Here is a 24492-nt window from a genome sequence, read left to right on the forward strand (position 1 = left end):
CCCAGGGCACCCAGCTCGGCTCAAGCCGACCGATCACCACGCCCAGCCTCAGCCCAGCCCGATACCCAGGGCACCCAGCTCGGCTCAAGCCGAGCGGCCACCCACCCAGCCTCGGCCCAGCCCGACGCCCACGGCACCCAGCCCGGCTCAAGCCGACCGATCACCACACCCAGCCTCAGCCCAGCCCGATACTCACAGCACCCAGCCCCGCTCAAGCCGAGCGGCCACCCAACTCAGCCTCGCCTGGCTGAGGTTTTTGACTCACCAAACTGTGTTTGATGGCCGCGACTCCGTCGCGGCGGAGAAATCGCCTTCATCCGGTTTCTTCCCTCCCGATCCGCTCGGCCCGGGGGGCCGATCGGATCGCTCAGTCCAGAAACCGGGGCGATTTCTCGTTGTGGTCGGGTGAGTGGTCAGGGCTACGGCGGGGGCAAGAAGGGGTAGCGAGAGGGGGTAGTGAGGCGAGAAGGGGTTAGTTCTGGGTGGAGGCGGCGGCGGTGAAAGCCTCCGGGTCGAACTCGCCGCCGAACCACGGGGACAACCCGGACCGGGCCTGGTCGGCGAAGGTCTCGCGATCGGCGGCGCCCAAACCGGCGGGGAGGGCGCCCAGCAGCGGGGCGCCGGCGGCAACTGGCAGGTCGCGGAGGTTTTCCAGGGCGGCCAAGTCCGGCGAGGCGGGCCAGGATCCGATGATGACGCCCACGACGTTCAGGCCCCGCCGGGTGGCGACTTCGGCCGTCAGCGCGGTGGTGTTGAGCGTGCCCAGCCCGGCTTGGGCGACCAGAACCACCGGAGCGCCCAGCGACCAGGCGACATCCGCCAGGCTGCTTCCCTGCGGATCGAACCGGACCAGCAGCCCGCCCGCGCCCTCGACCAGCGTCAGGTCGTGGGTGGAGTCCAGGTCGCTCGCGGCGGCGGCGATCTCGCCGGGGCCGACGGTCGGGAGCCCGGAGCGGCGGGAAGCGGCTTCCGGGGACAGCGGGTCCGGATAACGCCGCAGTTCGCGGATCGTCAGGTCCTTGCCCGCAAGGCGCACCACCTCGGCGAGGTCGCCCGCCTCCCCGGGGAGCACGCCGGTCTGTGCGGGTTTCAGCACCGCGACGCGTTGTCCCTGCGCGAGGGCCAGCGCCGCGATCGCCGCGGTGGCGACCGTTTTGCCGACGTCGGTCCCGGTTCCGGTCATCACGAGCGTCGTCACGAGCCATCAAGATATTGACGTGCTCCCCGATGTCAACACTCGGGGGTTCCCTCGCGCGCACCGGAGGGCACGCGCGAGGGCCCGAGTCAGCCGGCGGGAGCCGCGGCGGGCGCTCCGGCGGCCATGAACTTCCCCGTCGCCGGGTCGGACAGGTACACCTGCGCCTCGCCGACGTCGAAGTACAGCCCGGTCAGCGCCAGCTCCCCGCGCGCTTCGGCCTCGGCCACCAGCGGATATTGCCGCAGATGCGTCAGCTGCTGCAGGACGTTGTGCAACGCCAGCCGGTCCGGTTCGCGCTCCGGGCGGTCCCCGTCGAGGGTCACCGCCCCGGCCCGCTTCCGGCTCGGTTCGGCGTGCACCAGCCAGGTCGCCAGCGCGGTGTCCGCGGGCGGACCGCTGGCCAGCGCGCCCATCGCACCGCACGAGGAGTGCCCGCACACCACGATTTCCCGCACGCCCAGCACCCCGACCGCGAATTCGATCGCCGCGTTCGTCGACGGATCGGCCTGCCCGGGCGGCACCAGGTTGCCGATGTTGCGGATGGTGAACAGATCGCCCGGACCGGACGTGGTGATCAGGTTCGGCACGATCCGCGAATCACCGCAAGTGATGAACAGCGTGTGCGGCTGCTGAGCGTGCGCGAGCCCGCTCAGGACGTCCTTCAGCAGCGGCGCGGCCCGGCGCTGGAACTCCGTCGCGCCGCGATGCGTGCGCTGCCCGGGAACCCGCACGTCCACGGCCTGCCAAGCCGACCACGGAGCCAGCCACCTCGGCATCGCGCCCGCCGCCGCGGTGCGCCGGAGCGTCGGGCGGCCTTCCTTGCCCTTGGCGAACCACGGATGCCCGATCTCGTCGACGACCACCGTGCCGCCGGTGCGTTCGTGCGCCTGCTGCCAGGCGGAAAGACTTTCGAACGCCGCGTGGTCGAGGTAATCGGCGACCAGCTCCAGCGTCACCTTCGACCCCTCCGGGATCGTGCCGAGCACCTTCGTCAGCCGCGGCACCGACAGGAACGTCAGCACGCCTTCGACAATCACCCGCCATTCGCCGCTGTGCTGCTCGGCATGCACGCCCGACCACACGGTGCGGCGCAGCATCAGCAACACGGCCAGCACAATCCCGGCGAGCACGCCGGTCAGCAGGTCGAACACGACGACCCCGGCGACGGTCACCAGGTAAAGCGGCAGATCGCCGTGTCGCAGCACCTGCCGCAGATGCCCGGGATTCACCAGCTTCGCGCCGACATGCACGAGCAGCCCGGCCAGCGCGGCCAGCGGAATCGACTTCAGCACCCCGGCGAGCGCCACCACGAACACCAGCACCCACACGCCGTGCAGGATCGCCGACGCCCGCGTGCGCGCCCCGGCCGCGACGTTCGTGGAGCTGCGCACGATCACACCGGTCACCGGCAGGCCGCCGAGCGCGCCGGACACCATGTTCGCCGCGCCCTGGCCGATCAGCTCGCGGTTCAGGTTGGCGCGCGGGCCGTTCTGCAGTTTGTCGACCGCGACCGCGGACAGCAGGCTCTCGACGCTGGCGATCAGCGCGATCGTGACCACCGCGACCGCGACCTGGCCCCATCCGCCGTCCGGCAGCTGCGGCGCGAAGCGGATCTGCAGCAGATCGCCGGACAGTTCGACGCGCGGCAGCGTCATCCCGGCGACGAGGGACACGAGCGTCGCGACGGCGATCGCCGCGAGCGGACCGGGGATTTTCCTGACCGCGGCGGGGAGTTTGGGCCAGGCAAGGAGGATGGCGAGGGTCAGGACGCCGATCAGCGCGGCGGCGTCGTGGTGGGCGGCGATCTGCGCGGGCAGCTGGGCGATGTTCTCCAGCGCCGAACTCTGCGCCTTTCCGCCGAACAGCACGTGCAGCTGGCCGAGCACGATCGTGATGCCGATCCCGGCGAGCATCCCGTGCACGATCGCCGGCGAGATGGCCAGCGCCGCCCGCGCGACGCGGCTCAGCCCGAACAGGATCTGCAGCGCGCCGGCGAGGACGGTGATCAGGCAGGTGACCGCCCACCCGAAGGTGGAAATCGTCTCGGCCATCAGCACGGTGAGCCCGGCGGCGGGCCCGCTGACCTGCAGCGGAGAGCCGCCGAGCGCACCGGCGACCACGCCGCCGACGACGGCGGCGATCAGCCCGGCGACGATCGGCGCGCCGGACGCGAGGGCGATCCCGAGCGAAAGCGGGACCGCGACGAGGAAGACCACGAGCGAGGCGGGCACGTCGTGGCGAAGCACGGCAAGTCGTCTCATGATCACCAGGAAACCGGGATCCCTGTGAAATGTCCGCTATGTCCCACTCTATGGAGTGGATCTTTATCGAATTACCCACGATCGGGTTGCGCGACTAAGCTCGGACCACTACACGCAGCCACGCCTAACCCGAAGTAACCTCAGGCCTTCGCCGCGGCGGCCCGCATCGCCGACATGATCACCGCCAGGTCCGCGTCGGTGCTGATGTACGGCGGCATCGTGTAGATCAGATCCCGGAACGGGCGCAGCCACACGCCTTCGGCCGTCACCACCTCGGTCGCGACGCCCAGGTCCACCTCGTGATCCAGCTGCAGCACGCCGATCGCGCCCAGCGCCCGCACGTCCACGACGTGCGGCAGCTCCCGGGCCGGCTCAAGTCCTTGCCGCAGCGTGGTTTCGATCCGGGCCACATCGGACTGCCATTGGCCTTCAGCCAGCAAGCCGAGCGAAGCGTTGGCGACCGCCGAAGCCAGCGGATTTCCCATGAATGTCGGGCCGTGCGCGAGCACCGGCAGCTCGCCGCGCGCGATGCCGTCGGCGACTTCAGGCGTGCACAACGCGGCGGCCATCGTGAGGTAGCCGCCGGTGAGCGCCTTGCCGACGCACAGCACATCGGGCGTCACGCCAGCGTGCTCGGCCGCGAAAAGCGTTCCGGTACGGCCGAATCCGGTCGCGATCTCGTCGAACACCAGCAGTACGTCGTGCTCACGAGTCAGCTCGCGCAGCGCTCGCAGGTAACCGGGATGGTGAAACCGCATACCTCCCGCGTTCTGCACCACCGGTTCCACGATCACCGCGGCCAGTTCGTCCGCGTGCTGCTCGATCGCCTTCGCCACTTCGTCCACATAGGACTGGTCGACCGGGGTGTCGAACCCGGACGGCGGCGCCGGCACGAAAACCTGTTCCGGCAGCACTCCTCGCCACAGCGAATGCATGCCGCCGTCCGGATCGCAGACGCTCATCGGCGTGAATGTGTCGCCGTGATAGCCGCCGCGCCAGGTCAGCAGCCGATGTTTGCCGGGCAGCCCGCGAGAACGCTGGTACTGCAGGCACATTTTCACCGCGACCTCGACCGAAACCGAGCCCGAATCGCACAGGAACACGTGCTCGAGCCCGTCCGGAGTCAGGTCGACCAGCGTCTTCGCGAGCCTGATCGCCGGTTCGTGGGTGAGCCCGCCGAACATCACGTGGCTCATCCGCCCGGCCTGCTCCGCGAGCGCCGCGTCGAGCACCGGGTTCCGGTGGCCGTGCACCGCCGCCCACCAGGACGACATGCCGTCGACCAGTTCCCTTCCGTCGGCGAGCTTCAACCGCACTCCGCTCGCCTCTTCCACGAGCAGGGGCGGGACGCGGCTCGGCATCGGCGCGTAGGGATGCCACACGTGCGCGGCGTCGAGGGCGAGGAGATCAGCAGCACTGGGTTCCACCCGCCGACCCTAACCGGGCGGCGGGCGGAACCGCAGTGACAACCGCTACGCCCCGTCCGGCCGCACCGGCAGCGCCAGCACGCCGTGCACCAGCGAACTCGGCCGGTAGACGATGTCCTCGGCGGGCACGGCCAGGCTCAGCTTCGGGAACCGCTTCAGCAGCGAGCCCAGCGCGATCTCCGCCTCCAGCCGGGCCAGCGGCGCGCCGACGCAGTAGTGGATGCCGTGCCCGAACGCGAGGTGCCCGCCGGGCGGGCGGGTGACGTCGAGCGTGTCCGGATCGGGGAACTTCTCCGGGTCGCGGTTGGCCGCCAGCAGCGAAATGTTGAGGAACTCGTCGGTCGGGATGGTGACGCCGCCCGCCTCGACGTCCTCGACCGTGTAGCGCAGCGTCGCGAAGTTGATGGGTCCGTCGAACCGGAGGAACTCCTCGACCGCACCCGGCATCAAACTCGGGTCGGCGCGCAGTTTTTCCGCCTGTCCGGGTGCGCGCAGCAAGGCGAACGTGGCGTTGGCGATCAGGTTGACCGTGGTCTCGTGCCCGGCGATCAGCAGCAGGAACGCCATCGAGATCAGCTCGTCCCCGTCGAGGGAATCGCCTTCGTCGCTGGCGTGCACGAGGTCCGAGAGCAGGTCTTCGGCCGGTTCGGCGCGTTTGCTCTCGACCAGCTGCTGCAGGTAGGCCTGCATCTCGCCCGCCGCCACGGCCTGGGATTCCTCTTCCGCGGCGAACGACAGCAGCGTGTGCGACCAGGCGGTGAACTCGCCGCGGTCCTCGATCCGCACGCCGAGCAGCTCGCAGATGACGGTGATCGGCAACGGCTCGGCGAACGCCTGCACCAGGTCGGCCTGCTCGTGCCCGGCCATCTCGTCGAGCAGCGAGTCGGCGATCTCCTGGATCCGCGGCCGCAGCCGGGCGACGGTGCGTGCGGTGAACGCCTTGTTCACCAGCTTGCGCAGCCGCGTGTGGGCCGGCGGATCGCTGTTGAGCATGTGCCGGGTGAGCAGGGTGCCGAAGTCCGGCCCCTGGACGTCCTGGCCGACCTTCGCGGTGATCACCCGCGCCACGTCCGTGCTGTCCTTGCTGACGCGCGGATCGTTGAGCAGCTCGCGCGCCTGCTCGTATCCGCTGACCAGGTAGGACGGGATGCCGCGGCGGGCGGTCATCGGGCACACCGCGCCGGATTCGCGCCGCCGCGCCAGCCATTCGTGCGGGTTCTGCCAGAATTCCTCGCCCGCGTAAGGGAGTTCTTCGGTTTGTTCGTCGACACCCACTGCTGGGACCCCCAGTGCGGTTCGGTCAGCGTTCGGCCAATGCCGCCTCGACGCGCTCGACCACTTGTTTCCAATATGCCCGCTGCTCGGCTTTCTCCGCCACGTCCGCGAGCCGTTCCTGCCGGATTTTCAGCGTGCTGCGCTTGCCGAGATCCGCGACCTCGAGCTCCAGCAAGGAATCGTGGTCCCAGTCCGTCGGCCGCCAGGTGAGCCGCAAGCGGTCGTCGGTGTAACTGCGGATTTCGCCGGTCGTGCCGTGTTCGGTCTCGTATCCGGCCCCGCGCTCGCGCGGCAGCTCGACGCCAGGGCCCAGCCAGATCTCCACCCCGTCCCCCACCAAGAACTCCCATACCCGGCTGCCCGGGTACGGCATCGTGCGGGAAACGGCTGTCTCCCAACCACTCCGCCCGGTCTTGCCCTCCTCGTTGGCCATGCCGCCATCATGGCATCGGGGACCGACGGAAACCGGTGCGGGATCATGCGATCGTGCGCTACCGCCCCATCTCCCCCGACGCCCTGGCCGCCGAGCTGACCGAGCGCGTCGACGCGCTCACCCACCGCCGACGAATCGCGGTCGCGGTCGACGGAGCGGCCGGAACGGGCCCGCTCGCCGAGGCGCTGACCGGCCCGCTGAAGCTGCTCGGCCGGGCCGCGCTGCACGTGCCCGCCGCCGGTTTTTTGCGACCAGCGTCACTCCGTTTCGAGCACGGCAAACAAGATCCCGACGCCCGGTATACCGATTGGCTCGACGTGGGCGGTCTGCGCCGGGAAGTCCTGGACCCGCTTGCCGACGACGGCAGCGGCGAAGTGCTGCCCGCGCTGTGGGACGCCGAACGCGACCGCGCGACCAGGCTGCCGCGCGTCCCGGTCCCGGACCGCGGCGTCGTATTAGTCGACGGAGAGTTCTTGCTGGGCGCGGGATTGGCGTTCGATTTCGTGGTGCATTTGTGGCTTTCGCCGGGTGCGCTCCGCCGTCGCGTATCCGACGAATGGGCGCTTCCCGCATACGAACGCTACGAAAACGAAGTCGACCCGAGCGCCCTCGCGGACGTCGTGGTCCGAGTAGACGACCCGCGCCACCCAGCGATCTACGAACCCTGATCCCGGGTCAGCGCACCGCCGCCACCGGATCGCCGTCCAGGAGGGTCGAGAGGCGCTTCGCCATCGTGTCCCAGCGCCAGTTCTCGGCGACCCACGAACGGCCCGCCTCGCCCATCCTGCGGGCGCGGACCGGGTCGGACAGCAGGGCCGCCAGAGTCTCCGCGAGCTGACCCGGGTCACGGCCGTCGACCACGTGGCCGGTCACCTCGTCCAGCACCGCCTCCGGCGCCCCGCCGGACGTGCCCGCGACCACCGGCAGCCCGGTCGCGGACGCCTCCAGGTAGACGATGCCGAGCCCTTCCACGTCGAGCCCCTTGCCGCGGGTGCGGGCAGGCATCGCGAAGACGTCGCCGGCGTTGTAGTGCGCGGGCAGTTCTTCCCACGGCACCGAGCCGGTGAAAACGACGTCGTCGGTGACGTTGAGCGCCGCGGCCAGCTGGGCAAGACGCTTCCGGTACGGACCGCCGCCGACGAGCAGCAACGCCGCACCGGGCACGCGCTCGCGGATCGCGGGCAGCGCGGCGATCAGCATGTCCTGCCCCTTGCGCGGAACCAGCCGCGAAACGCACACGACCGTCGGCCGATCGCCGAGACCATGTCGGGTGCGGATCTCTTCGCGACCAGCCGGATCGGGCGCGAAAACCGTGGTGTCGACACCACTCGGCAGCATTTCCAGCCCAGCATGCCGACCGAACGCGGCGGCGAATCGGTTGCGCGTGTACTTGCTGACGTACGTGACGACGTCGACAGTCTCGCCGATCCGCCGCAACGCCTGCCGCGAGCCAGGAAGCATCGACCAGCCGACCTCGTGCCCGTGCGTGGACGCGACGATCCGGCGCGCGCCAGCCTGCCGCAGCGGGTGCCCAAGCAGCGCGAGCGGAGCGGCCGCGCCGAACCAGACGGCCTCGCAGTCGCGAGCGTGCATGATCTGCTTCGCGCGGCGCAGGACGTCCGGGGTGGGCAGCATCAGCGACGTCGGATGCCGCACGACCTCGAACGGCGCGGCCGCGTCGAACTCGACGTGCGAGCCGCTGCTGCGTTCCCAGGAAGGTGCGTAGACGACCAGGTCGTCCGCGGGCAGCCGGGTGGCCAGCGAATTGAGGTAGTTCTGGATACCCCCGGGGCGCGGCGGGAAGTCGTTCGTCACGAGCAGGGTCCTCAGCACCCCCGCAGGCTACCGACGGATGGTTTCGCCGGAGCGGGCCGGTGAAGCGAGAACGCCTTGCCAGGTACTTGCCGACCTGACGAACAATGCGGTGGTTTACCTGTCGGACGCTCGGTCATCGCGACGAGGGAGTGCTCCGCGGAGCGCGCTTGCGATCGCTCGTTGCAACCACCGCAGGATCTTGAACGTCTCCTCGTCCGAAATGCGTGATCGACCAGTCGCGCCCCAGGAAGCCCATCGCCACCGCAAGTTCCTCGGTGCCTAGCCCGCGCCATTCAGGCAGTCCACGAGACAGCGCGGCGCGCTCATCGTCAGCCAGCTCGATCGCCACCAGTTCGTTCACCGGCAAATCATGCCCCGAACGCCCACGCCACCATCAGCGAGAACTCTTCGCGCCAGAACGCGCCGCCGTGCGATCCGGCTCGCTCGGTCAAGACGACGTCCGCTCCGGCATCGCGCAACGCGTCCGCCCACCGGGTCGCGTTCTGGAGGAAGAACGGTTCCTGTGTCCCGGCGACGAGGTAGGTGCGAGGAAGCGTCGGCAGGTCAGCGGGCGGTCGATAACCGCCTCCGGGCGAGGCGCACAAAACCGTGCCGTAGACGTCCGGATGCCGAAGCCCCAGGGCCAGCGCTAATTCTCCACCAGCCGAGACACCGCACACGGCGGTGCGCTCGGCGGGCAGCGCCACCCCGAACCTCGATCGCGCCCAGTGGCCGACGTCTTCGCAGAAGAACCTCTCGTGCGCCGAGAATCGGTCCGGATCGAAGCCCGGCGAGTATTCGTGCAGCCGCAGGGTTTCGTCGGCCGAGCGGTGCACACCGACGATCATCGCGGGCGGCACGTCGGCGGCTTCGAGGTCGCTGCCCCACTGCGAGATCAACTCGCCGTCACCGGCGAACACGACTGCTGTGGGCCGACCTGCCGGAATGTAGACCGTGACCTGGCGACCGCCCTCGTATTCGAAGGTCTCGGTGACCAGTTCGCCCGCGAGCGACATCGTCGGCTCCTTCGGGTCAGCAGTGCTGTCGGCCAGGCTCGAAGCTAGCGGATGTCTTCTTCGCTGGCGCGCCCCGCAAACGACACCGGGGCGGCACCGCGTCATGCGGTACCGCCCCGGTGAGGCGAGAACGTCCGGTCAGGCGACCCGGCGCGCGCCCACGTACTGGCTCTGCAGCGGCGAGATCTTGACGACGTCGCCGGTGGTCGGCGCGTGCACCATCATCCCGTTGCCGATGTACATGCCCACGTGCGAAACCGGCGTGTAGTAGAACACCAGGTCGCCGGGCTGGAGCTGGCTGCGCGGGACCGGCGTGCCGGTCTGGCTCTGCGCCTGGCTCGAACGCGGCAGCGAGACGCCCGCCTGCTTGTAGGCCCACAGCATGAGCCCGGAGCAGTCGTACGAGCTCGGCCCGGTGGCGCCCCACTCGTAGGGCTTGCCACGCTGGCTCAGCGCGGCCTGGACCGCGGCCGCCGCGGCCGGGCCCGCGTTCGCGAGGTCCACCGAGATGTCGCCGCCGGTGTCCTTCTGCGCGTTCCGGTCCGCCTGGCTCAGGCCCGCCGTGGTCTTCTTCAGCTCGGCGACCTGGTCGTCGAGCGTCTTCTTCTTGGCCGTGATGTCTTCGGTCAGCTTCGCCGCCGCGTCGCGCGCCGCGGTGGCCCGCTGCGCGGCGTCGGCGGCCAGCTTCTCGGCGGCCTTGGCCTGGTCGACCGCGCCCTGGAGCTTCTCGAGCGCGGTGGCCTTCTGCGACGCGATCTGGTCCAGCGCCGCCGAACGGTCGAGGAACTCCTGCGTCGACGTGCCCGCCAGCAGCGCGGACAGCTTGTTCATCTGCACGCCGGACAGGAACGACGCGTTCGCGAACTTGTCGACGTCGACCTTGTACTTCTTCTCGTTCTCGGCGGCCTGCGCGGAGAGGTTGTGGGCGTTGCCCACGTCTCCGTTGGCCTTGTCGAGGTCGCCTTGGCGTGCGGACAGGTCGTCTTTGGCTTTGAGGAGGTCCTCGTTCGCCTTCTCCGCCTGCGCCGCGAGGTCGCGGTACTTGGCGAGAGCGTCCGAACCGGAGTCCGGCGGGGCCTGGAGGACGGGGAGGGGGGAAGCGGCTGCGGTGCCCGCTGGCTGCGCCGCGGTGACGATTGCGATCACCGAGGCGGCCGCGAGGGCGCCTGACACCACGCGCTTGACTGGATGCGACTGCACGGCCGCGCGGGTCTCCTTTGCTCGTCGGGCCGCCGTGGCCGGAACCCCGGCGCGGAAGAGGTCGGGGGCCCTCTTCGCGCACGCTGCCCGTCCGCGTTCCGGCCGTCGTGTTCCACAACAGCTTTTCCGCGCACGGTGGTTGGTTCCAGTCCTGACTCCCCGACAAAGCCGAACCGGCGGCGATCCCGCGTCGCCGTCGTCCGACAGCTGCCTGGCGCGAGATCTCGGCCAGGTTACGAAAAGACCGTCGGCGCGTCCACCGGGCCCCCCGTAAAAACTCTCCGTAGTCCGGTGAAACACCATCGGACCAGCACGGCAGTTCAATGTGACTTAGACCACACGCTGCGGCAGCACAAACGGCTCCCTCCGTTACTTACCGTTCACCGCACCGAGGCGACCGCTCGGCGAGCCAGTGTCACCCACTGGTGTCACGCCGACCTACTGTCTGTCTCCGGAACCAGGCGCAGCCGCGGCACCATCCCCGCCTCGGCGAGCGCGTCGACAGCTCGCCGCTCGTCCGCGTCCCAGACGAGGCCGACCGGCGGCCCGAGCAGCACGCTGACCACGCAATCGGCACACGCCGCCCCGCGCACCGCACACCGGTCGCAATCGACGACGAACGTGTCGATGTCCTCGACCGCGACGTCCACCGCACCGGCCGGCCGCCGCTCTTCCTGGTGGGAGGTAACGGGTTTCGCCCGCTTCGCGCTTCGCGACGCGTCTGGGTGCCGCCGCGCCGAACGCCGGGACCGAGCAAGGCCGACAGGCTCACCCGCACCCGTTCCCGCCGGGTCGTCGGCCCCCGCCTCGTCGACCGCACCAGGCCGCGCCCGCTCCGGCACGGTTGGCGAGCCCGCAGCATCAGCCGCCCCCTCGAGACTCCCGCCGGAACCAGCCGAAACACCGCTTTCCCGGCACGCCTCCAAATCCCGGTCCCGCGTGGCCGGACTCACCCCAGTGGCAAGACTCACCGAAGAACCCACCCCGCCCGGGTGACCGCCCCGGTCCGGCGGCCGAGACCGCTGAGCCGCCCCGCCGCCGACACCAGCGCCCCGATCCCCCGGACCCGCCGCGAAGCGAAGTTCCCCGCTGACCCCAGCCGAGCCTTCCGCACGCACGCCGGAACCGGCACCGAACCGCTCCTGCTTGTTCTCGCCCATCGCCGTGCCTCCGTACCTCGCGAGGCCCCGGACCGGTTCCGGGAATCGCCTCGGGAACAAACGGTAGGAAGCACCACCGACAATTTCCGGGGCCCGCGAGCCGGGCAGGCTCAGACTCGACCCAATCGGCTGACGAGCACCGCGGACGGAGCGGGGTGCGCACCGGCCGCGCGGACCGAGTCCGCGACCGCCCGGTCGGACGTCGCGACGACCATCGGACGGCCCTTCGGCTCGGCCGCGACCAAGGACCGGATCACGTCGTCGGCGAGCACGCCACGCTCGGAGAACAGCACTCGCACCCCGCGCGGCACCGCGGCGGGCACCGACAGCACACCGGCCCCGTCGAACACCACCGTGACCTCCGCCGACGTGCGCGCCGCCAGCGCCGAAAGCTGATGCACCAGCCGGTCTCGCTGGTCGGCCAGCGCCAGTTCCGGATAACCCGTTTTGGTGACGTTGTAGCCGTCCACGATGAGATGGACGTTCGGCAGTGCCAGATGCCGGTCGAGCGCCGTGACGTCCTGGATCCGCCCGCCAGGGCCGAGCCCGGACCGCGCGCCGCTCACCATGTCGGCAGGGCGTGCGCCACGGTCGCCCAAAGCGAGTTCACGACGCAAGCCGTGCACGGCGCCGTCGATCGTGTCCACCAGCAACGCCAGCCGGACCTCGTCGGCCTCTCGAGCCTCGCGCGCCGATTGCCGCGCCATCTCCGCGTCCGCGACCGCCCGTTCAGCACGGGCGCGTTCGGAAGCGACCCGACGCCGCTCCCGGTCGAGCTGCACGTTCAGCGTCTCGATCTCGCGTTCCCGCGTCGCGCCCCCGTCGGCCAGCTCGGTCCGCGCCGTCTCGGCCGCGTCCTTGGCCTGGCGCAAGAGCACGCCCTGCTCACGCAGCCGGCGCAGCAGCTTCTCGACCTCGGCCTCGCGTTCCCCGCGCACGCTCTCGACCGCCCCGCGCGCCTCTTCCAGCTCGGCCCGCAGCTCGGCGATTTCGACTTCCAGCCGCTGATTCCGCGCCAGCGCCGCGTCCCGCTCAGCGCGCAACGCCGTTTCCTCGGCGTTCTTCGCGACCAGCCGCACGCGTCCGGCCGCACCGGATTCACCGAGCAGCACCGCGGCGGCCGCGGCCGCGACCGAGTCCGAAACGTTCGGGTCCAGCGCGTCTGTCCGGTGCTCCCGCAGCCACTCCAGGACCGCGGTACGGAACTGCGCGGAATCCCCCAACGCGGTCAGCAGCGCGGTGCCGCCGAGCTTCGCGCGCTTGGCCGGAGCGAACTTCGCGACCGGCCGCAACTGCCTCGGCACGTCCGCGACCGGCAGTTTCGCCACCGCGGCCGCGGCCAGTTCGGCGATGCGCTCGCGCACCGCCTCCGGCAGGCTCGTCCACGACGACGGTTCCGGACACGTCCCCGCTTCCGGGACCCCGGCGTCCTCCTCCGCCCGCGCCGGAACCGCCGAGGGGCCGACGGCCTCCGCGGCTTCTTCCGGCTCGACGGGCTGGGGGTGCATTGGTCCAGGGTAGGCCCCGCCGCCGGATCCCGCGCCGCACCGGCCCGTTCCGCTGGTCACCATCGGGCCACAGGCCGCGCGCGCGAAGAATGTCGGTGGTCGGTCCTACTGTGCGCGATCATGGAGACCCGACCGAGGCCGGACCAGGCTCAGCTGGCGTTCGACGAGCTCGGCACCCCGCTGCGGGACACCACGTTCGTCGTGTTCGACCTCGAAACCACCGGCACCAAGCCCGGCCCGGACGGGATCACCGAGATCGGCGCGGTCAAGGTCCGCGCCGGACAGGTGCTGGGCGAGTTCGCGACGCTGGTCAACCCGGGCACGCCGATCCCGCCGCAGATCGTCGAGCTGACCGGGATCACGCAGGCCATGGTCTACGACGCGCCGCGGATCGAACGCGTGCTGCCCGCGTTCCTGGAGTTCATCGCGGGCGCCGTGCTGGTCGCGCACAACTCCGGCTTCGACACCAGCTTCATGAAGGCGGCCTGCGACGGGCACGGCTACGTCTGGCCGCGCCCCACCGTCGTCTGCACAGTGAAGCTCGCGCGTCGCGTCATCCCGCGCGAAGAAGCGCGCAGCTACCGGTTGTCGTCGCTGTCGATGCTTCTTGGCGCGCGCACCCGGCCGACGCACCGCGCGCTCGACGACGCCCGCGCCACCACCGATGTCCTGCACGCGCTGCTGGAGCGCGTCGGCAACGTCGGCGTCCACACTGTCGAGGAGCTGATCGACTACCTCCCGGACGTCACGCCTGCCCAGCGCCGCAAGCGAAACCTCGCCGCCGACCTCCCGTCGCGGCCCGGCGTGTACCTCTTCAAGGGACCGCGCGACGAAGTGCTGTACGTCGGCACCGCGCGGGACCTGAGACGGCGCGTGCGGACTTATTTCACCGGTTCCGAAAGCCGGGGCCGGATCCGGGAAATGGTCGCGCTGGCGGAGCGGGTGGACGCCATCGAGTGCGCGCATTCCCTCGAAGCCGAGATCCGCGAACTGCGGCTGATCGCCGCGCACCGGCCGGCGTACAACCGGCGGTCGAAAAACCCGCACCACGGCTGGTGGATCAGCCTCACCGACGAGGCTTTCCCGCGGCTTTCGGTGGTGCGCCTGCCGCGCGCGGGCACGCTCGGGCCGTTCCGCAGCCAAGCCGACGCGCGCACCGCCGCCGAAACCCTCGCCGATGCCTCCGGCCTGCGCACCTGCACGCAACGCATCTCGGCCACCTCCGCGTCCGGCACGCCGTGCGTGCTGGCGGAACTCGGCCGTTGCGGAGCGCCGTGCGCGGGAAGGCAGACGGTCGACGACTACTCCCCCGCCGTCGAGGCCGCCCGCGGGCTCATCGCTGGTCACGACGGCCGTCCGCTGCATCTGGCCGCGGCGAGGCTGGAGGAAATGGCGGAGCGAAGGCACTACGAACAAGCCGCCCGGCACCGCGACGAACTGGCCGGGCTGGTCCGCGCCGTCGGCCGCGCGCACCGGCAGGCCGCGCTCGCGTCGGTCGCGGAACTCATCGCCGCCGCACCGGACGGCAACGGCGGCTGGGAACTGTCGGTCATCCGCTACGGCAGGCTCGCCTCCGCCGGAGTCGCGCGCCGTGGCGTGCCGCCGATGCCGGTGGTCGAATCCTTGGTCGCCGCAGGGGAAACCGTGCTGCCTGGCGATGGGCCGTTGCGCGGTGCTCCCGGTGAGGAGGTCGGAATCTTGCTGCGCTGGCTCGCCCGCCCTGGGACCCGGCTTGTCCGTACTACGCGACCGTGGGCCGAACCCGCGGCCGTCGCGGGCTGGCAGGCCTGGCTCGCCAGAGTCGCCGACGCCCGGTCCCTCGAACACATCGCAGGCTGACAGCCGCGTTGACCCGAGGCCGAACCAACCACCCGTCGCGAACTGGCCAAGCCCGGGTCGCCGACGCCCGGTCCCGGCCGCCGCGCGGGCTGACCGCCCCGCTGCGGCGTGCGCGGGCTCGTTCCCGGCTACGATCGCGCTCGAGGAATTACCGCGAGCAAGTGGGAGGAACGCTGTGATCACGGCGATCGTGCTGATCAACGTAGAGGCCGAGGAGATCCCGCAGGCCGCGCAGGCGATCGCGGACCTCGACCAGGTGTCCGAGGTCTACTCGTGCGCCGGGGACGTCGACCTCATCGCCACCGTGCGCGTGCAGGCCCACGAGGACCTCGCCGACCTGATCCCGGGCCGCATCGGCAAGGTCCGCGGCGTGCTCGACACCGTCACCCACATCGCGTTCCGGTCCTACTCGCGCGCCGACACCGATTCCGCGTTCGAGATCGGCGTCGAGGGCGCCTGACCCGCCCGGAATTGTCGTACCCCCGGGCTAACGTCCGGGGCATGACGACACTGCGGTTAGCCGAGGTCACCAGCGACAACGTGGGCGCGGCCTGCAACCTGTCGGTAGCGCCTCACCAGGAGCACTACGTCGCCCCGGTCGCCCGCTCGCTGGCGGAGGCCTACACCCAGCCGGACGTTGCCTGGCCCAGGCTGGTCTACGCGGGAGACGACCTCGTCGGCTTCGTCATGGCCGCCCTCGATCCACCTTGTCCGATCGACTACTTCCGCTGCGGCGTCTGGCGGTTGAACATCGCCGCCGAGCACCAGAAAAAGGGCTACGGGAAGTTCGCGGTCGAAGCGGTGCTGGCCGAGGCACGCCGGCGAGGGAACGAGTCCGCGACGGTGCTCTGGGTGCCGGGCGAGCACAGCCCGGAGCCGTTCTATCTGCGGCTGGGTTTCGAGCCCACCGGACAGCTTCACGAGGGCGAGGTCGTCGCTCGCATCCGGCTCTGAACCTCGCGGGCCGCGCTACCGTACTTCGCATGACGACCCTGCGTCTGGTCGAAATCACGGTCGACAACGTGGACGATGCCTGCGATCTGAAAGTGGCGAAACCTCAGCGCGACTACGTTGCCTCGGTCGCCCGTTCGCTCGCCGAAGCCTACGTCCAGCCCGACATCGCCTGGCCGAGGCTGGTCTACGCCGGGAAGAAACTCGTCGGCTTCGTCATGGCCGCCTTCGACCCGGACAACCCGACCGACTACTACCGCTCCTACCTCTGGCGGCTGAACATCGCCGCCAAACACCAGAAAAAGGGCTACGGCCGGTTCGCGGTCGAAGCCGTCCTGGCTGAAGCGCGCCGCCGCGAAGCCGAATCGGTGACAGTCAGCTGGATGCCGGGCAAGCACAGTCCACAGCCGTTCTATCTGCGGCTCGGCTTCAAACCCACTGGAGAGATCGACGAGGACGGCGAGATCGTCGGCCGCATCCAGCTCTAGAAAACCTGGACAACACAGCAAGAAGGCCCCTCCCTCGCGAAGAGGAAGGGGCCTTCTCGGCTTGATCAGAAAGAACTCAGGGACTCAGTGCCCGGAACCGACCTCGGTCGACTCCTCGGACCCTTCGACCTGCGCCTTGCCGTTCCCGTGGCCGTTGCCGCGAGCGCGGTCGAGCGCCTTCGTCTCCTCCGCCGGGTCCGGCGTCCAGATCGAACCCGGGACGGCGTGGCCCGCGGTGCCGAGCTTGTTCATCTTCTTCGGCACCGCCGCGCCCTGGTACTCGAGCGGGATGGCGTGACCGTGGCTGTCCGTGCCGGCCAGCGGCTGGTGGATCTCGATGAACTCGCCGTGCGGCAGCCGCTTGATGATGCCGGTCTCGACGCCGTGCTCCAGCACCTCCCGGTCGGACCGCTGCAGGCCCAGGCAGATCCGGTAGGTGAAGTAGTACGCCAGCGGCGGCACGATCAGCACGCCGATGCGGCCTGCCCACGTCGTCGCGTTCAGCGAGATGTCGAACTGGTCGGCGATGATGTCGTTGAAGCCGGACAGCTCGATCACCGCGAAGAACCCGAGCGCCATCATGCCCAGCGCGGTGCGGACCGGTGCGTCGCGCGGACGCTGCAGCAGGTTGTGCGCCGCGTTGTCCTTGGACAGCTTGCGTTCCAGGAACGGATACCCGAGCAGCAGCGCGAACAGGATCGGCATGCCGATCGCGCCGGGGAAGAACACCGCCGGGATCGTGTAGTTCCCGAGGTAGACCTCCCAGGCGGGCCAGATCCGGAGCATGCCGTCGGCCCAGGCCATGTAGAAGTCGGGCTGGGACCCCGCGGACACCATCGACGGGTTGTACGGGCCGAAGTTCCACACCGGGTTGATCTGGAACAGGCCGGACATCAGCGCCAGCACGCCCACGACCAGGGTGAAGAACGCGCCGCCCTTGAGGGCGAAGTACGGCATGATCCGCACGCCGACGACGTTGGTCTCCTTGCGCCGCACGCCCGGGAACTGGGTGTGCTTCTGGTACCAGACCAGCGCGAGGTGCGCGCCGATCAGCGCCAGCATGATGCCCGGGACCAGCAGGATGTGCAGCGTGTAGAGGCGCGGGATGATCTGGTCGCCGGGGAACTCCCCGCCGAACAGCGCCCAGTGGATCCAGGTGCCGATCACCGGCACCGAGAGCACGATGCCGGACAGGGTCGCGCGGATACCGGTGCCGGACAGCAGGTCGTCCGGGAGCGAGTAGCCGAAGAAGCCCTCGAACATGCCCAGGATCAGCAGCAGGCCGCCGATCACCCAGTTCGCCTCGCGGGGCTTGCGGAACGCGCCGGTGAAGAAGATCCGGAGCATGTGCACCATCATCGACGCGACGAAGATCAGCGCCGCCCAGTGGTGCAGCTGCCGCACGAACAGGCCGCCGCGCACGTCGAACGAGATGTCCAGCGTGGTGCGGAACGCCTGGGACATCTGCATGCCCTGCATGTTCGTGAAGCTGCCGTGGTAGGTGACCTCCTGCATGGAGGGGTCGAAGAACAGCGTCAGGTACACCCCGGACAGCAGGATGACGATGAAGCTGTACAGGGCGATCTCGCCCAGCAGGAAGGACCAGTGGGTCGGGAACACCTTGTTCATCTGGTGCCGCAGGCCCTTGGCCAGCTTGTACCGCTGGTCCGCGTTGTCCGCGGCCTCGCCCAGGTGCTTCTGGAGTGCGCTCGTGCCCTTGGTCGGCGTGGTGAGTGAACTCATGACTTACGCTCCCAGAAGGCCGGTCCGATGGCCTCGTTGAAGTCGCCCTTCGCGATCAAGTATCCCTCTTCGTCAACCGTGATCGGAAGCTGGGCCAGCGGCCGCGTCGCCGGGCCGAAGATCGGCTTCGCGTAGTGCAGGGCGTCGAACTGCGACTGGTGGCACGGGCAGAGGATGCGGTTCGTGCGCTGCTCGTACAGGGAGGTCGGGCAGCCGACGTGGCTGCAGATCTTCGTGTACGCGTAGTAGTCGCCGAAGTTGTAGTCTTCCTGGCCCTTGCGCTTGACGACGCGCGAGGCGTCGGTCGGGCGCAGCCGGATGAGCATGACCGGGTTGTCGACCCGCATCAGCGCCTCGGACAGCGCCTTCTCGTCGCCCTTCTCCGATTCGCGGTACGGGAAGACCGTCTCCATCGCGCCCGCGTCGAGGTCCTCGGCCTTGACCAGGGCGACGCCTTCCTTGACGTCCGCCTCGAGGTTGCCGGTGTTGCGCCGCAGGTAGACCTTCTCGCCCTTGAACTGGGGCAGCCAGCCGGTGTGCCAGAGGCCGTCCTTGTTCTCGGTGTCCTTCCACGGGTCCTTGATGAAGGACGCGATCGGGAGCGCCGCCACCGCGAGGCCGAGCGCGCCCGCGCCCGCGCCGGCGGTGCGCTTGATCAGCGACCGGCGGGCGATGCCGTTGCGGGTGCCGGCGTCGGCGAGGTGGGCGAGGATGGTGGCCCGGTCGACCTCGGCCGACGGACCGTCGGTGCGCTGCTGCACCGACGTCTCGTGCGGGACGAACTTCTTGGTGTAGAGGATCACGCCGATGCCGAGCCCCAGCACCGCGAGGCCGAGCGTGACGCCGAGCGCCGGGGTGTAGAGGCTGTAGGTCGAGTGGCCGCTCGGGTCGCTCGGGTCCTTGTACTCCCACCACTTCGGCCACGCGAGCACGACCACGAACGCCAGGCCGGCGAGCGCGGACAGGGCGAACCAGAACGCGACGAGGCGCTGTGCGCGCCGCTCCGCGCGGGTGCCCTCGACCGGCCACGGTTCCGGGTAGTCGACGATTTCGACGCCGTCCAGCTGACCGCCGAGCTTGAGCAGCTCGTCGCGGTCCATCTCAGCCAGCTCCGCCTCCGAGGGCGGCTTGGGCCCTTCGGCACTCATGCCTTCGATCCAATCCACAGCGTAATGCCGACGAGCGCGGCGATTCCGACGACGAAGGCGATGACGCCTTCGGAGGCGGGGCCGACCCCGCCGAGACCGTTGCCGCCCGGGTCGTTGTTGCCGTCGGACACCGACTTGACGTAGGCGATGATGTCCTTCTTCTCTTCCGCGCTGAGCTGGCGGTCGGAGAACTTCGGCATGTTCTGCGGCCCGGTGAGCATCGCGTCGTAGATCTGCTCCTCGGTGGCCGGGTCGAGCGGCGGCGCGTACTTGCCCGCCGACAGCGCGCCCCCGCGGCCGGTGAAGTTGTGGCACGAGGCGCAGTTGAGGCGGAACAGCTCGCCGCCGCGCGCCGGGTCGTTGCCGCGCAGCGCCTCGCCGCGCTCCTCCGGACGCTGCGCGCCGCCGCCGTGCGCCTGCACGTAGGCGCCGACCGCGTCGATCTCGCTCGGGGTCAGCTTCGGCGGCTTGCGGGCGGCCTGCGCCTCCTGGCGCGCCGCGGGCATCCGGCCGGAGGAAGTCTGGAAGTAGACGGCCGCGTCGCCGATGCCGATGAGGCTCGGACCGCGGTCCTTGACGCCCTCGAGGTTCGCGCCGTGGCATTCGATGCAGGTGTTGTTGTAGACCTGCTCGCCCTGGCGCAGCAGCGCCGGGTCGCCCTGTGCCTGCGCGGTCTGCGGTTCCGGGGCGAAGACGGCGTACAGGGCGCCGGCCCCCACCAGGGCGACGCCGAGTGCGAGCACGCCCGCGAGGCGCCTGCGCATCTTCGAGCGCGCGCGGAACCGGCGCTCCGAGGATTTGGTGCTGGTGGTCATCTTGCGGCAACCCTTGCTGTCAGTTCAGGCCGTTTTGTGGTGGGCGGTGCGGAGATCAGGGAAGGATGTAGATCACCGCGAAGAGGCCGACCCACACGATGTCGACGAAGTGCCAGTAGTACGACACGACGATCGCCGAGGTGGCCTGTGCCGGAGTGAACTTGCTGAGCTTCGTGCGGATCAGCAGGAACACGAAGGCGATGAGCCCGCCGATCACGTGCAGGCCGTGGAAACCGGTCGCGAGGTAGAACACCGTTCCGAACGGGCCGGACGGGATCGTCAGCCCCTCCTCGACGAGGTTGTGGTACTCGTTCGCCTGCCCGGCCACGAAGATCGCGCCCATGATCAGCGTCACGATGTACCAGCGCCGCAGCCCGTAGACGTCGCCCCGCTCCGCGGCGAACACGCCGAACTGGCAGGTCAGCGACGACAGCACGAGGATCACCGTGAACGGGATCGCGTACGCGACGTTGAGGTGGAACTCCTCGCCGTGCAACGGCGGCGGCCAGGACGCCCCGGCCGGGTTCTGCGCCTTGACGGTGAAGAACATGGCGAACAGTCCGGCGAAGAACATCAGTTCGCTGGACAGCCACACGACGGTGCCGACACTGACCATGTTCGGCCGGTTCAGCGAGTGGACCCGCTGGCTGATGGTGGGAGCTGCCGTTGTCACGGATCGCATTATGTCCTCTCGCGACCGCACCCCGCCCGCCGGGTCTGCGGCGGGTCGTGGGAGCTTCGCGTCACACCCGCGCGCGAGAGGCGGACCAGCAGCGGAAGGAGCTACTCGTGAGTTGGCTGGAGAAGCTCCGTGACCTGGTGAGAAAGCCGGAAAACGCGGTTCTCGACCCGGACGCGCCCGGTCTGCGGGTCGTCGTCTCGGCGTTCGACCCGGCCGTCGCGGACTCCGCGGTGCTCGCCGATTCACCCGGCTGGGCAAGCGAAGCGCCCGCGGTGCTCGTGCATCACCTGGTCCTTCCGGCGGACCGGATCGAGGAGGCGGCGGCGATCCTCGCCCAGGACGGCTACGACCTGCGCGAGCAGAGCCGCGACGGGGGCCGGGTGCTGGCGCACGCGCGGCGGGTGCAGGTGCTGGACGCCCTGCACTGCGCCCAGGAACGGTCCCGGATGGCCGGGCTGGCGCAGCGGCTCGGCGGCGACGCGCCGGGCTGGGAAGCGCGGCAACCGGGTGACTCGCCCACCGCGTCCGCGTGAGATGCGTCTCGGCGGATACGATCGCGGCTGTTCCACCCGTGACGAGACGGAGGCGTGCTCAATGAGCGAGCAGTCCCAGCGGATCCTGGTGTTCAGCCACAAGGCCGAGGTCCGCGAGGCGATCATGAACGCCGTCGGCAGGCGCCCGGCGGTCGACCTCGGCCGCGTCGAGTGGGTCGAGGCGTCCGGCATCGCCGACGTGCTCGCCGAAATGGACGCGGGCTCGGTCGACCTCGCGATCCTCGACGGCGAGGCCCAGCCGACCGGCGGCATCGGCCTGACCCGCCAGCTCAAGCACGAGATCGACGACTGCCCGCCGATCGTGGTGGCCGTCCGCCGCCGCGACGACCGATGGCTCGCCACCTGGGCGCTCGCCGACGCCGTGCTGGTGCACCCGCTCGATCCGCTGACCGCGGCGGAGACCGTCGCCGGCGTGCTGCGCGCCGGGCGGGTCCCCGCCGTCAACGGCGGCTGAGCCCGGTGGGCGCCACCCCGCACACCTGGCCCGCGCTGCTCACCCGGCTCATCGCCGGCGAGGACCTGTCCGCGGAGGACACGGCGTGGGCGATGGACCAGATCATGTCCGGCAGTGCCGGGCAGGCGCAGATCGGCGGCTTCGCGGTCGCGCTGCGCGCCAAGGGCGAAACGCCCGCGGAGATCTCCGGCATGGCCGACGCGATGCTGTCGCACGCCCGGCGGATCACGCTGAGCCGTCCCGCGGTGGACATCGTCGGCACCGGCGGCGACCGGTCGAACTCGGTGAACATCTCCACGATGGCGACGATCGTCACGGCGGCGGCGGGCGCGCCGGTGGCCAAGCACGGCAACCGGAGCGCGTCGTCGAAGTCCGGCGCGGCCGACGTGCTGGAAACCCTCGGCGTGAAGATCGACCTGCCGCCGGAGGCGGTGCTCTCCTCGCTCGAGGAGATCGGCATCGGGTTCTGCTTCGCCCCGGCGTTCCACCCGGCGTTCCGGCACACCGGCCCGCCGCGGCGCGAACTCGGCGTGCCGACCACGTTCAACCTGCTGGGCCCGCTGACCAACCCGGCGCAGCCGCGGAGCGCGCTGATCGGGTGCGCCTACGCCGACAAAACCCGTGCCCTGGCGGAGATTTTCGCCGACCGCGGGATGTCGGTGCTGGTGGCCCGCGGCGACGACGGGCTGGACGAGATCACCACCACCACGACGACGTCGGTCCTGGTGGTCTCCGGCGGCACGGTGACGGAACGCAGCTTCGACCCGCAGTCGCTCGGCATCCCGCGCGCCACGGCCGAAGACCTGCGCGGCGGCGACGCGGCGGCGAACGCGGAGGTCGTCCGGGAACTGGTCAGCGGCAAGACCGGCCCGGTGCGCGACGCGGTGGTGCTGAACGCCGCTGCCGCGCTGGCCGCGTTCAAGGGCTTCTCCGATTCGCTCGAGGACGACTTGGCGGCGGGGCTGGACCGAGCACGCCAGGCCATCGACAGCGGGGCGGCAGCGACGCTTCTGGACCGGTGGATCGCGTTCTCCTCGGCTGGCCGCTGATCGTTCGCAACGTTCTGAACGCCGCATTGGGTGCTTTCCACACGCACCCGGTGCGGCGTTCGGTGCGTTCAGCGCACCCAATGCGGTATTGGGAACGGACAGCGAGCACCTAAACGCGTCGTTCGGTGCACGCGTCGCGAGCGGCTTTCCTTTGAGCGCGGTGCGGCGGCTCGCGGTAACGGCGCTCGCCAGAGCGATGCTGAGCACCCGCTGCCGAGCCTGGTCGCCTGACCTCGCTCCCGCTGAGGTACGTGAGGGGAACCCTGAGGGAATCTGATTCCCTCAGGGTTCCCCTCACGTACGTTCACACCAGCCGGACCGCGCCCCATCGACCAGGACAACCCCGTGTCCTCGCCGCTGCGCCCGCTGCCGAGAAGACCCCAATGCCGCATTGGGTGCGTTAGCTGCACCCAATGCGGCATTCGTTGCGTCACACGCACCCAATGTGGCATTGGGGCGGTCTGGGCCGAGGGGTCAGGAGCGGAAGGCGGTCCGGTAAGCGCTGGGCGTAGTCGAGCGCAGGCGCGAAAACTGGTGCCGCAACGCAGCCGCCGACGCGTACCCGCACGCCGCGGCGATGTCCTCCACCGACAACCGCCCCTCTTCCAGCAGCGCCTGCGCGCGGTCGAGGCGGCGTTCGGTCAGCCAGCGATGCGGCGTCGTCCCGGTGGCCGCGGAGAACCGGCGCAGGAACGTCCGCTCCCCCAACCCGCTGCGGCGAGCCAGCTCCGCGACGGTGAACGGCTGGTCCAACCGCCGTTCCACCCATTCGAGCGCTTCGGCGACCACCGCGTCGTCCGGCGCGGCCGTCGCGGGCACCGGTGCCTGCACGAACTGCGCCTGACCACCAGCGCGGTGCGGCGCGGCCACCATCCGCCGGGCCAACGCCGTCGCCGCCGCAACACCGCGCAACCGACGCACGAGGTGCAGGCACAGATCCACCGCGGCGACCGTCCCGGCGCTGGTGAACACGCCGTCGTCGTCCGCGTAGAGGGCTTGCGGATCTACTGCCGCGGCGGGAAACAGGCGACGGAACTCCGGCTCGTAGATCCAGTGCACGGTGCAGCGACGGCCGTCCAAAAGCCCCGCGTAGCCAAGGGAAAACACTCCCGCGCAGAACCCGGCCACCCACGCGCCGCGTTCCCGCGCAGCGCGCAACGCGTCCAGCAGCGGCTCCGGCGGCGGCGCGGTCCGCGGGGCTTGGGTGGGCACAATCACCAAATCCGCGGACGCCGCGAAGTCGAGGTCACGCAGTCCGGCGAGGCCGAATCCGGACCAGCTGGCCACTTCCGCCCCGTTCGGCGAGCACACGCCGAAGTCCCAGCCAGGCATGCCGTCCGCGCTGCGGTCGGTGCCGAACACCTCGCACGCGACCCCCAGCTCGAACGGCGAAACCCGGTCCGCGAGCAGCACGGCGACCCGTTCTACGTCCATGCCGCCCAGGATGTCACAAGTTTTGCGGTCATTGTCATCTCT

The 24492-nt window shown here is 70.2% G+C and carries 24 protein-coding genes; 8 read left to right on the plus strand and 16 right to left on the minus strand.

All coding sequences use genetic code 11. The features are described 5' to 3' along the window. Positions 1-472: 472 nt before the first annotated feature. The 5 genes from bioD to ABD156_RS08000 all read right to left on the minus strand — a co-directional run bounded on the left by bioD (position 473) and on the right by ABD156_RS08000 (position 6594). The gene (gene bioD / locus ABD156_RS07980; RefSeq protein ID WP_344268285.1) at positions 473-1198 is read right to left on the minus strand and encodes a dethiobiotin synthase; all 726 of its coding nucleotides are present in this window, start codon (positions 1196-1198) and stop codon (positions 473-475) included. Between the two features lie 86 nt (positions 1199-1284). Further along, a complete protein-coding gene (locus ABD156_RS07985; protein WP_344268288.1) occupies positions 1285-3459 on the minus strand; it encodes a SulP family inorganic anion transporter in 2175 nt (724 codons plus the stop codon). Between the two features lie 140 nt (positions 3460-3599). Further along, entirely contained in the window at positions 3600-4886 is a 1287-nt protein-coding gene (locus tag ABD156_RS07990) for an adenosylmethionine--8-amino-7-oxononanoate transaminase (protein ID WP_344268291.1), read from the minus strand. A gap of 45 nt (positions 4887-4931) precedes the next feature. Beyond that, on the minus strand, positions 4932-6161 hold the full coding sequence (locus ABD156_RS07995) for a cytochrome P450 family protein (RefSeq protein ID WP_344268294.1): 1230 nt from the start codon (positions 6159-6161) through the stop codon (positions 4932-4934). 25 nt (positions 6162-6186) lie between these two features. Next, complete coding sequence (locus tag ABD156_RS08000) at positions 6187-6594, minus strand: SRPBCC domain-containing protein (protein ID WP_344268297.1); 408 nt, start codon at positions 6592-6594, stop codon at positions 6187-6189. A gap of 53 nt (positions 6595-6647) precedes the next feature. Here ABD156_RS08000 and ABD156_RS08005 point away from each other — a divergent pair, with 53 nt between their 5' ends. After that, the gene (locus tag ABD156_RS08005; protein ID WP_344268300.1) at positions 6648-7262 is read left to right on the plus strand and encodes a nucleoside/nucleotide kinase family protein; all 615 of its coding nucleotides are present in this window, start codon (positions 6648-6650) and stop codon (positions 7260-7262) included. Between the two features lie 7 nt (positions 7263-7269). Here ABD156_RS08005 and ABD156_RS08010 read toward each other — a convergent pair whose 3' ends face one another. From ABD156_RS08010 to ABD156_RS08035, 6 genes are all read right to left on the minus strand, one after another. Beyond that, complete coding sequence (locus tag ABD156_RS08010; protein ID WP_344268303.1) at positions 7270-8427, minus strand: glycosyltransferase family 4 protein; 1158 nt, start codon at positions 8425-8427, stop codon at positions 7270-7272. Between the two features lie 115 nt (positions 8428-8542). Further along, entirely contained in the window at positions 8543-8770 is a 228-nt protein-coding gene (locus ABD156_RS08015) for a hypothetical protein (RefSeq protein ID WP_344268306.1), read from the minus strand. A 7-nt stretch (positions 8771-8777) separates the two neighbouring features. Beyond that, the gene (locus tag ABD156_RS08020; protein ID WP_344268308.1) at positions 8778-9425 is read right to left on the minus strand and encodes an alpha/beta hydrolase; all 648 of its coding nucleotides are present in this window, start codon (positions 9423-9425) and stop codon (positions 8778-8780) included. 138 nt (positions 9426-9563) lie between these two features. Next, positions 9564-10625 (minus strand): C40 family peptidase, encoded by a 1062-nt coding sequence (locus ABD156_RS08025; RefSeq protein ID WP_344268311.1) that lies wholly within the window; start codon positions 10623-10625, stop codon positions 9564-9566. 428 nt (positions 10626-11053) lie between these two features. Continuing rightward, entirely contained in the window at positions 11054-11275 is a 222-nt protein-coding gene (locus tag ABD156_RS08030; protein ID WP_037358162.1) for a hypothetical protein, read from the minus strand. Positions 11276-11895: 620 nt separating this feature from the next. Further along, positions 11896-13293: an NYN domain-containing protein gene (locus tag ABD156_RS08035; protein WP_344268314.1), complete on the minus strand. Its 1398-nt coding sequence runs from the start codon at positions 13291-13293 to the stop codon at positions 11896-11898. 120 nt (positions 13294-13413) lie between these two features. On the opposite strand from ABD156_RS08035, the gene ABD156_RS08040 reads away from it, so the two are divergent. From ABD156_RS08040 to ABD156_RS08055, 4 genes are all read left to right on the plus strand, one after another. Next, the gene (locus ABD156_RS08040) at positions 13414-15132 is read left to right on the plus strand and encodes a DEDD exonuclease domain-containing protein (RefSeq protein ID WP_344268317.1); all 1719 of its coding nucleotides are present in this window, start codon (positions 13414-13416) and stop codon (positions 15130-15132) included. Between the two features lie 175 nt (positions 15133-15307). Next, positions 15308-15592 carry an Lrp/AsnC family transcriptional regulator gene (locus tag ABD156_RS08045; RefSeq protein ID WP_009074830.1) on the plus strand — a complete coding sequence of 95 codons (285 nt, stop codon included), beginning with the start codon at positions 15308-15310 and terminating at the stop codon, positions 15590-15592. 41 nt (positions 15593-15633) lie between these two features. Next, positions 15634-16086 carry a GNAT family N-acetyltransferase gene (locus ABD156_RS08050; protein WP_344268324.1) on the plus strand — a complete coding sequence of 151 codons (453 nt, stop codon included), beginning with the start codon at positions 15634-15636 and terminating at the stop codon, positions 16084-16086. Positions 16087-16115: 29 nt separating this feature from the next. Continuing rightward, entirely contained in the window at positions 16116-16571 is a 456-nt protein-coding gene (locus tag ABD156_RS08055; RefSeq protein ID WP_344268327.1) for a GNAT family N-acetyltransferase, read from the plus strand. Between the two features lie 84 nt (positions 16572-16655). Here ABD156_RS08055 and qcrB read toward each other — a convergent pair whose 3' ends face one another. The 4 genes from qcrB to ctaE are packed head-to-tail and all read right to left on the minus strand — an operon-like array spanning position 16656 to position 20959. Further along, positions 16656-18314 (minus strand): cytochrome bc1 complex cytochrome b subunit, encoded by a 1659-nt coding sequence (qcrB, locus tag ABD156_RS08060; protein WP_344268330.1) that lies wholly within the window; start codon positions 18312-18314, stop codon positions 16656-16658. Then, on the minus strand, positions 18311-19462 hold the full coding sequence (gene qcrA / locus ABD156_RS08065) for a cytochrome bc1 complex Rieske iron-sulfur subunit (RefSeq protein ID WP_344268332.1): 1152 nt from the start codon (positions 19460-19462) through the stop codon (positions 18311-18313). Before qcrA ends, qcrB begins: the two co-directional genes overlap by 4 nt. Beyond that, the gene (qcrC, locus tag ABD156_RS08070; RefSeq protein WP_344268335.1) at positions 19459-20277 is read right to left on the minus strand and encodes a cytochrome bc1 complex diheme cytochrome c subunit; all 819 of its coding nucleotides are present in this window, start codon (positions 20275-20277) and stop codon (positions 19459-19461) included. Before qcrC ends, qcrA begins: the two co-directional genes overlap by 4 nt. A gap of 55 nt (positions 20278-20332) precedes the next feature. After that, positions 20333-20959: an aa3-type cytochrome oxidase subunit III gene (ctaE, locus tag ABD156_RS08075; RefSeq protein WP_344268338.1), complete on the minus strand. Its 627-nt coding sequence runs from the start codon at positions 20957-20959 to the stop codon at positions 20333-20335. A 107-nt stretch (positions 20960-21066) separates the two neighbouring features. Here ctaE and ABD156_RS08080 point away from each other — a divergent pair, with 107 nt between their 5' ends. From ABD156_RS08080 to trpD, 3 genes are all read left to right on the plus strand, one after another. Beyond that, positions 21067-21492 (plus strand): ribonuclease E inhibitor RraB, encoded by a 426-nt coding sequence (locus ABD156_RS08080; RefSeq protein ID WP_344268341.1) that lies wholly within the window; start codon positions 21067-21069, stop codon positions 21490-21492. Positions 21493-21553: 61 nt separating this feature from the next. After that, positions 21554-21967: a hypothetical protein gene (locus ABD156_RS08085; RefSeq protein ID WP_344268344.1), complete on the plus strand. Its 414-nt coding sequence runs from the start codon at positions 21554-21556 to the stop codon at positions 21965-21967. Positions 21968-21972: 5 nt separating this feature from the next. Further along, positions 21973-23016 carry an anthranilate phosphoribosyltransferase gene (gene trpD, locus ABD156_RS08090; RefSeq protein ID WP_344268347.1) on the plus strand — a complete coding sequence of 348 codons (1044 nt, stop codon included), beginning with the start codon at positions 21973-21975 and terminating at the stop codon, positions 23014-23016. Between the two features lie 474 nt (positions 23017-23490). On the opposite strand, the gene ABD156_RS08095 is transcribed toward trpD, so the two are convergent. Next, positions 23491-24450 carry a GlxA family transcriptional regulator gene (locus ABD156_RS08095; RefSeq protein ID WP_344268349.1) on the minus strand — a complete coding sequence of 320 codons (960 nt, stop codon included), beginning with the start codon at positions 24448-24450 and terminating at the stop codon, positions 23491-23493. Positions 24451-24492: the final 42 nt, after the last annotated feature.

The organism is Amycolatopsis albidoflavus (assembly GCF_039525725.1).
Lineage (GTDB): Bacteria > Actinomycetota > Actinomycetes > Mycobacteriales > Pseudonocardiaceae > Amycolatopsis > Amycolatopsis albidoflava.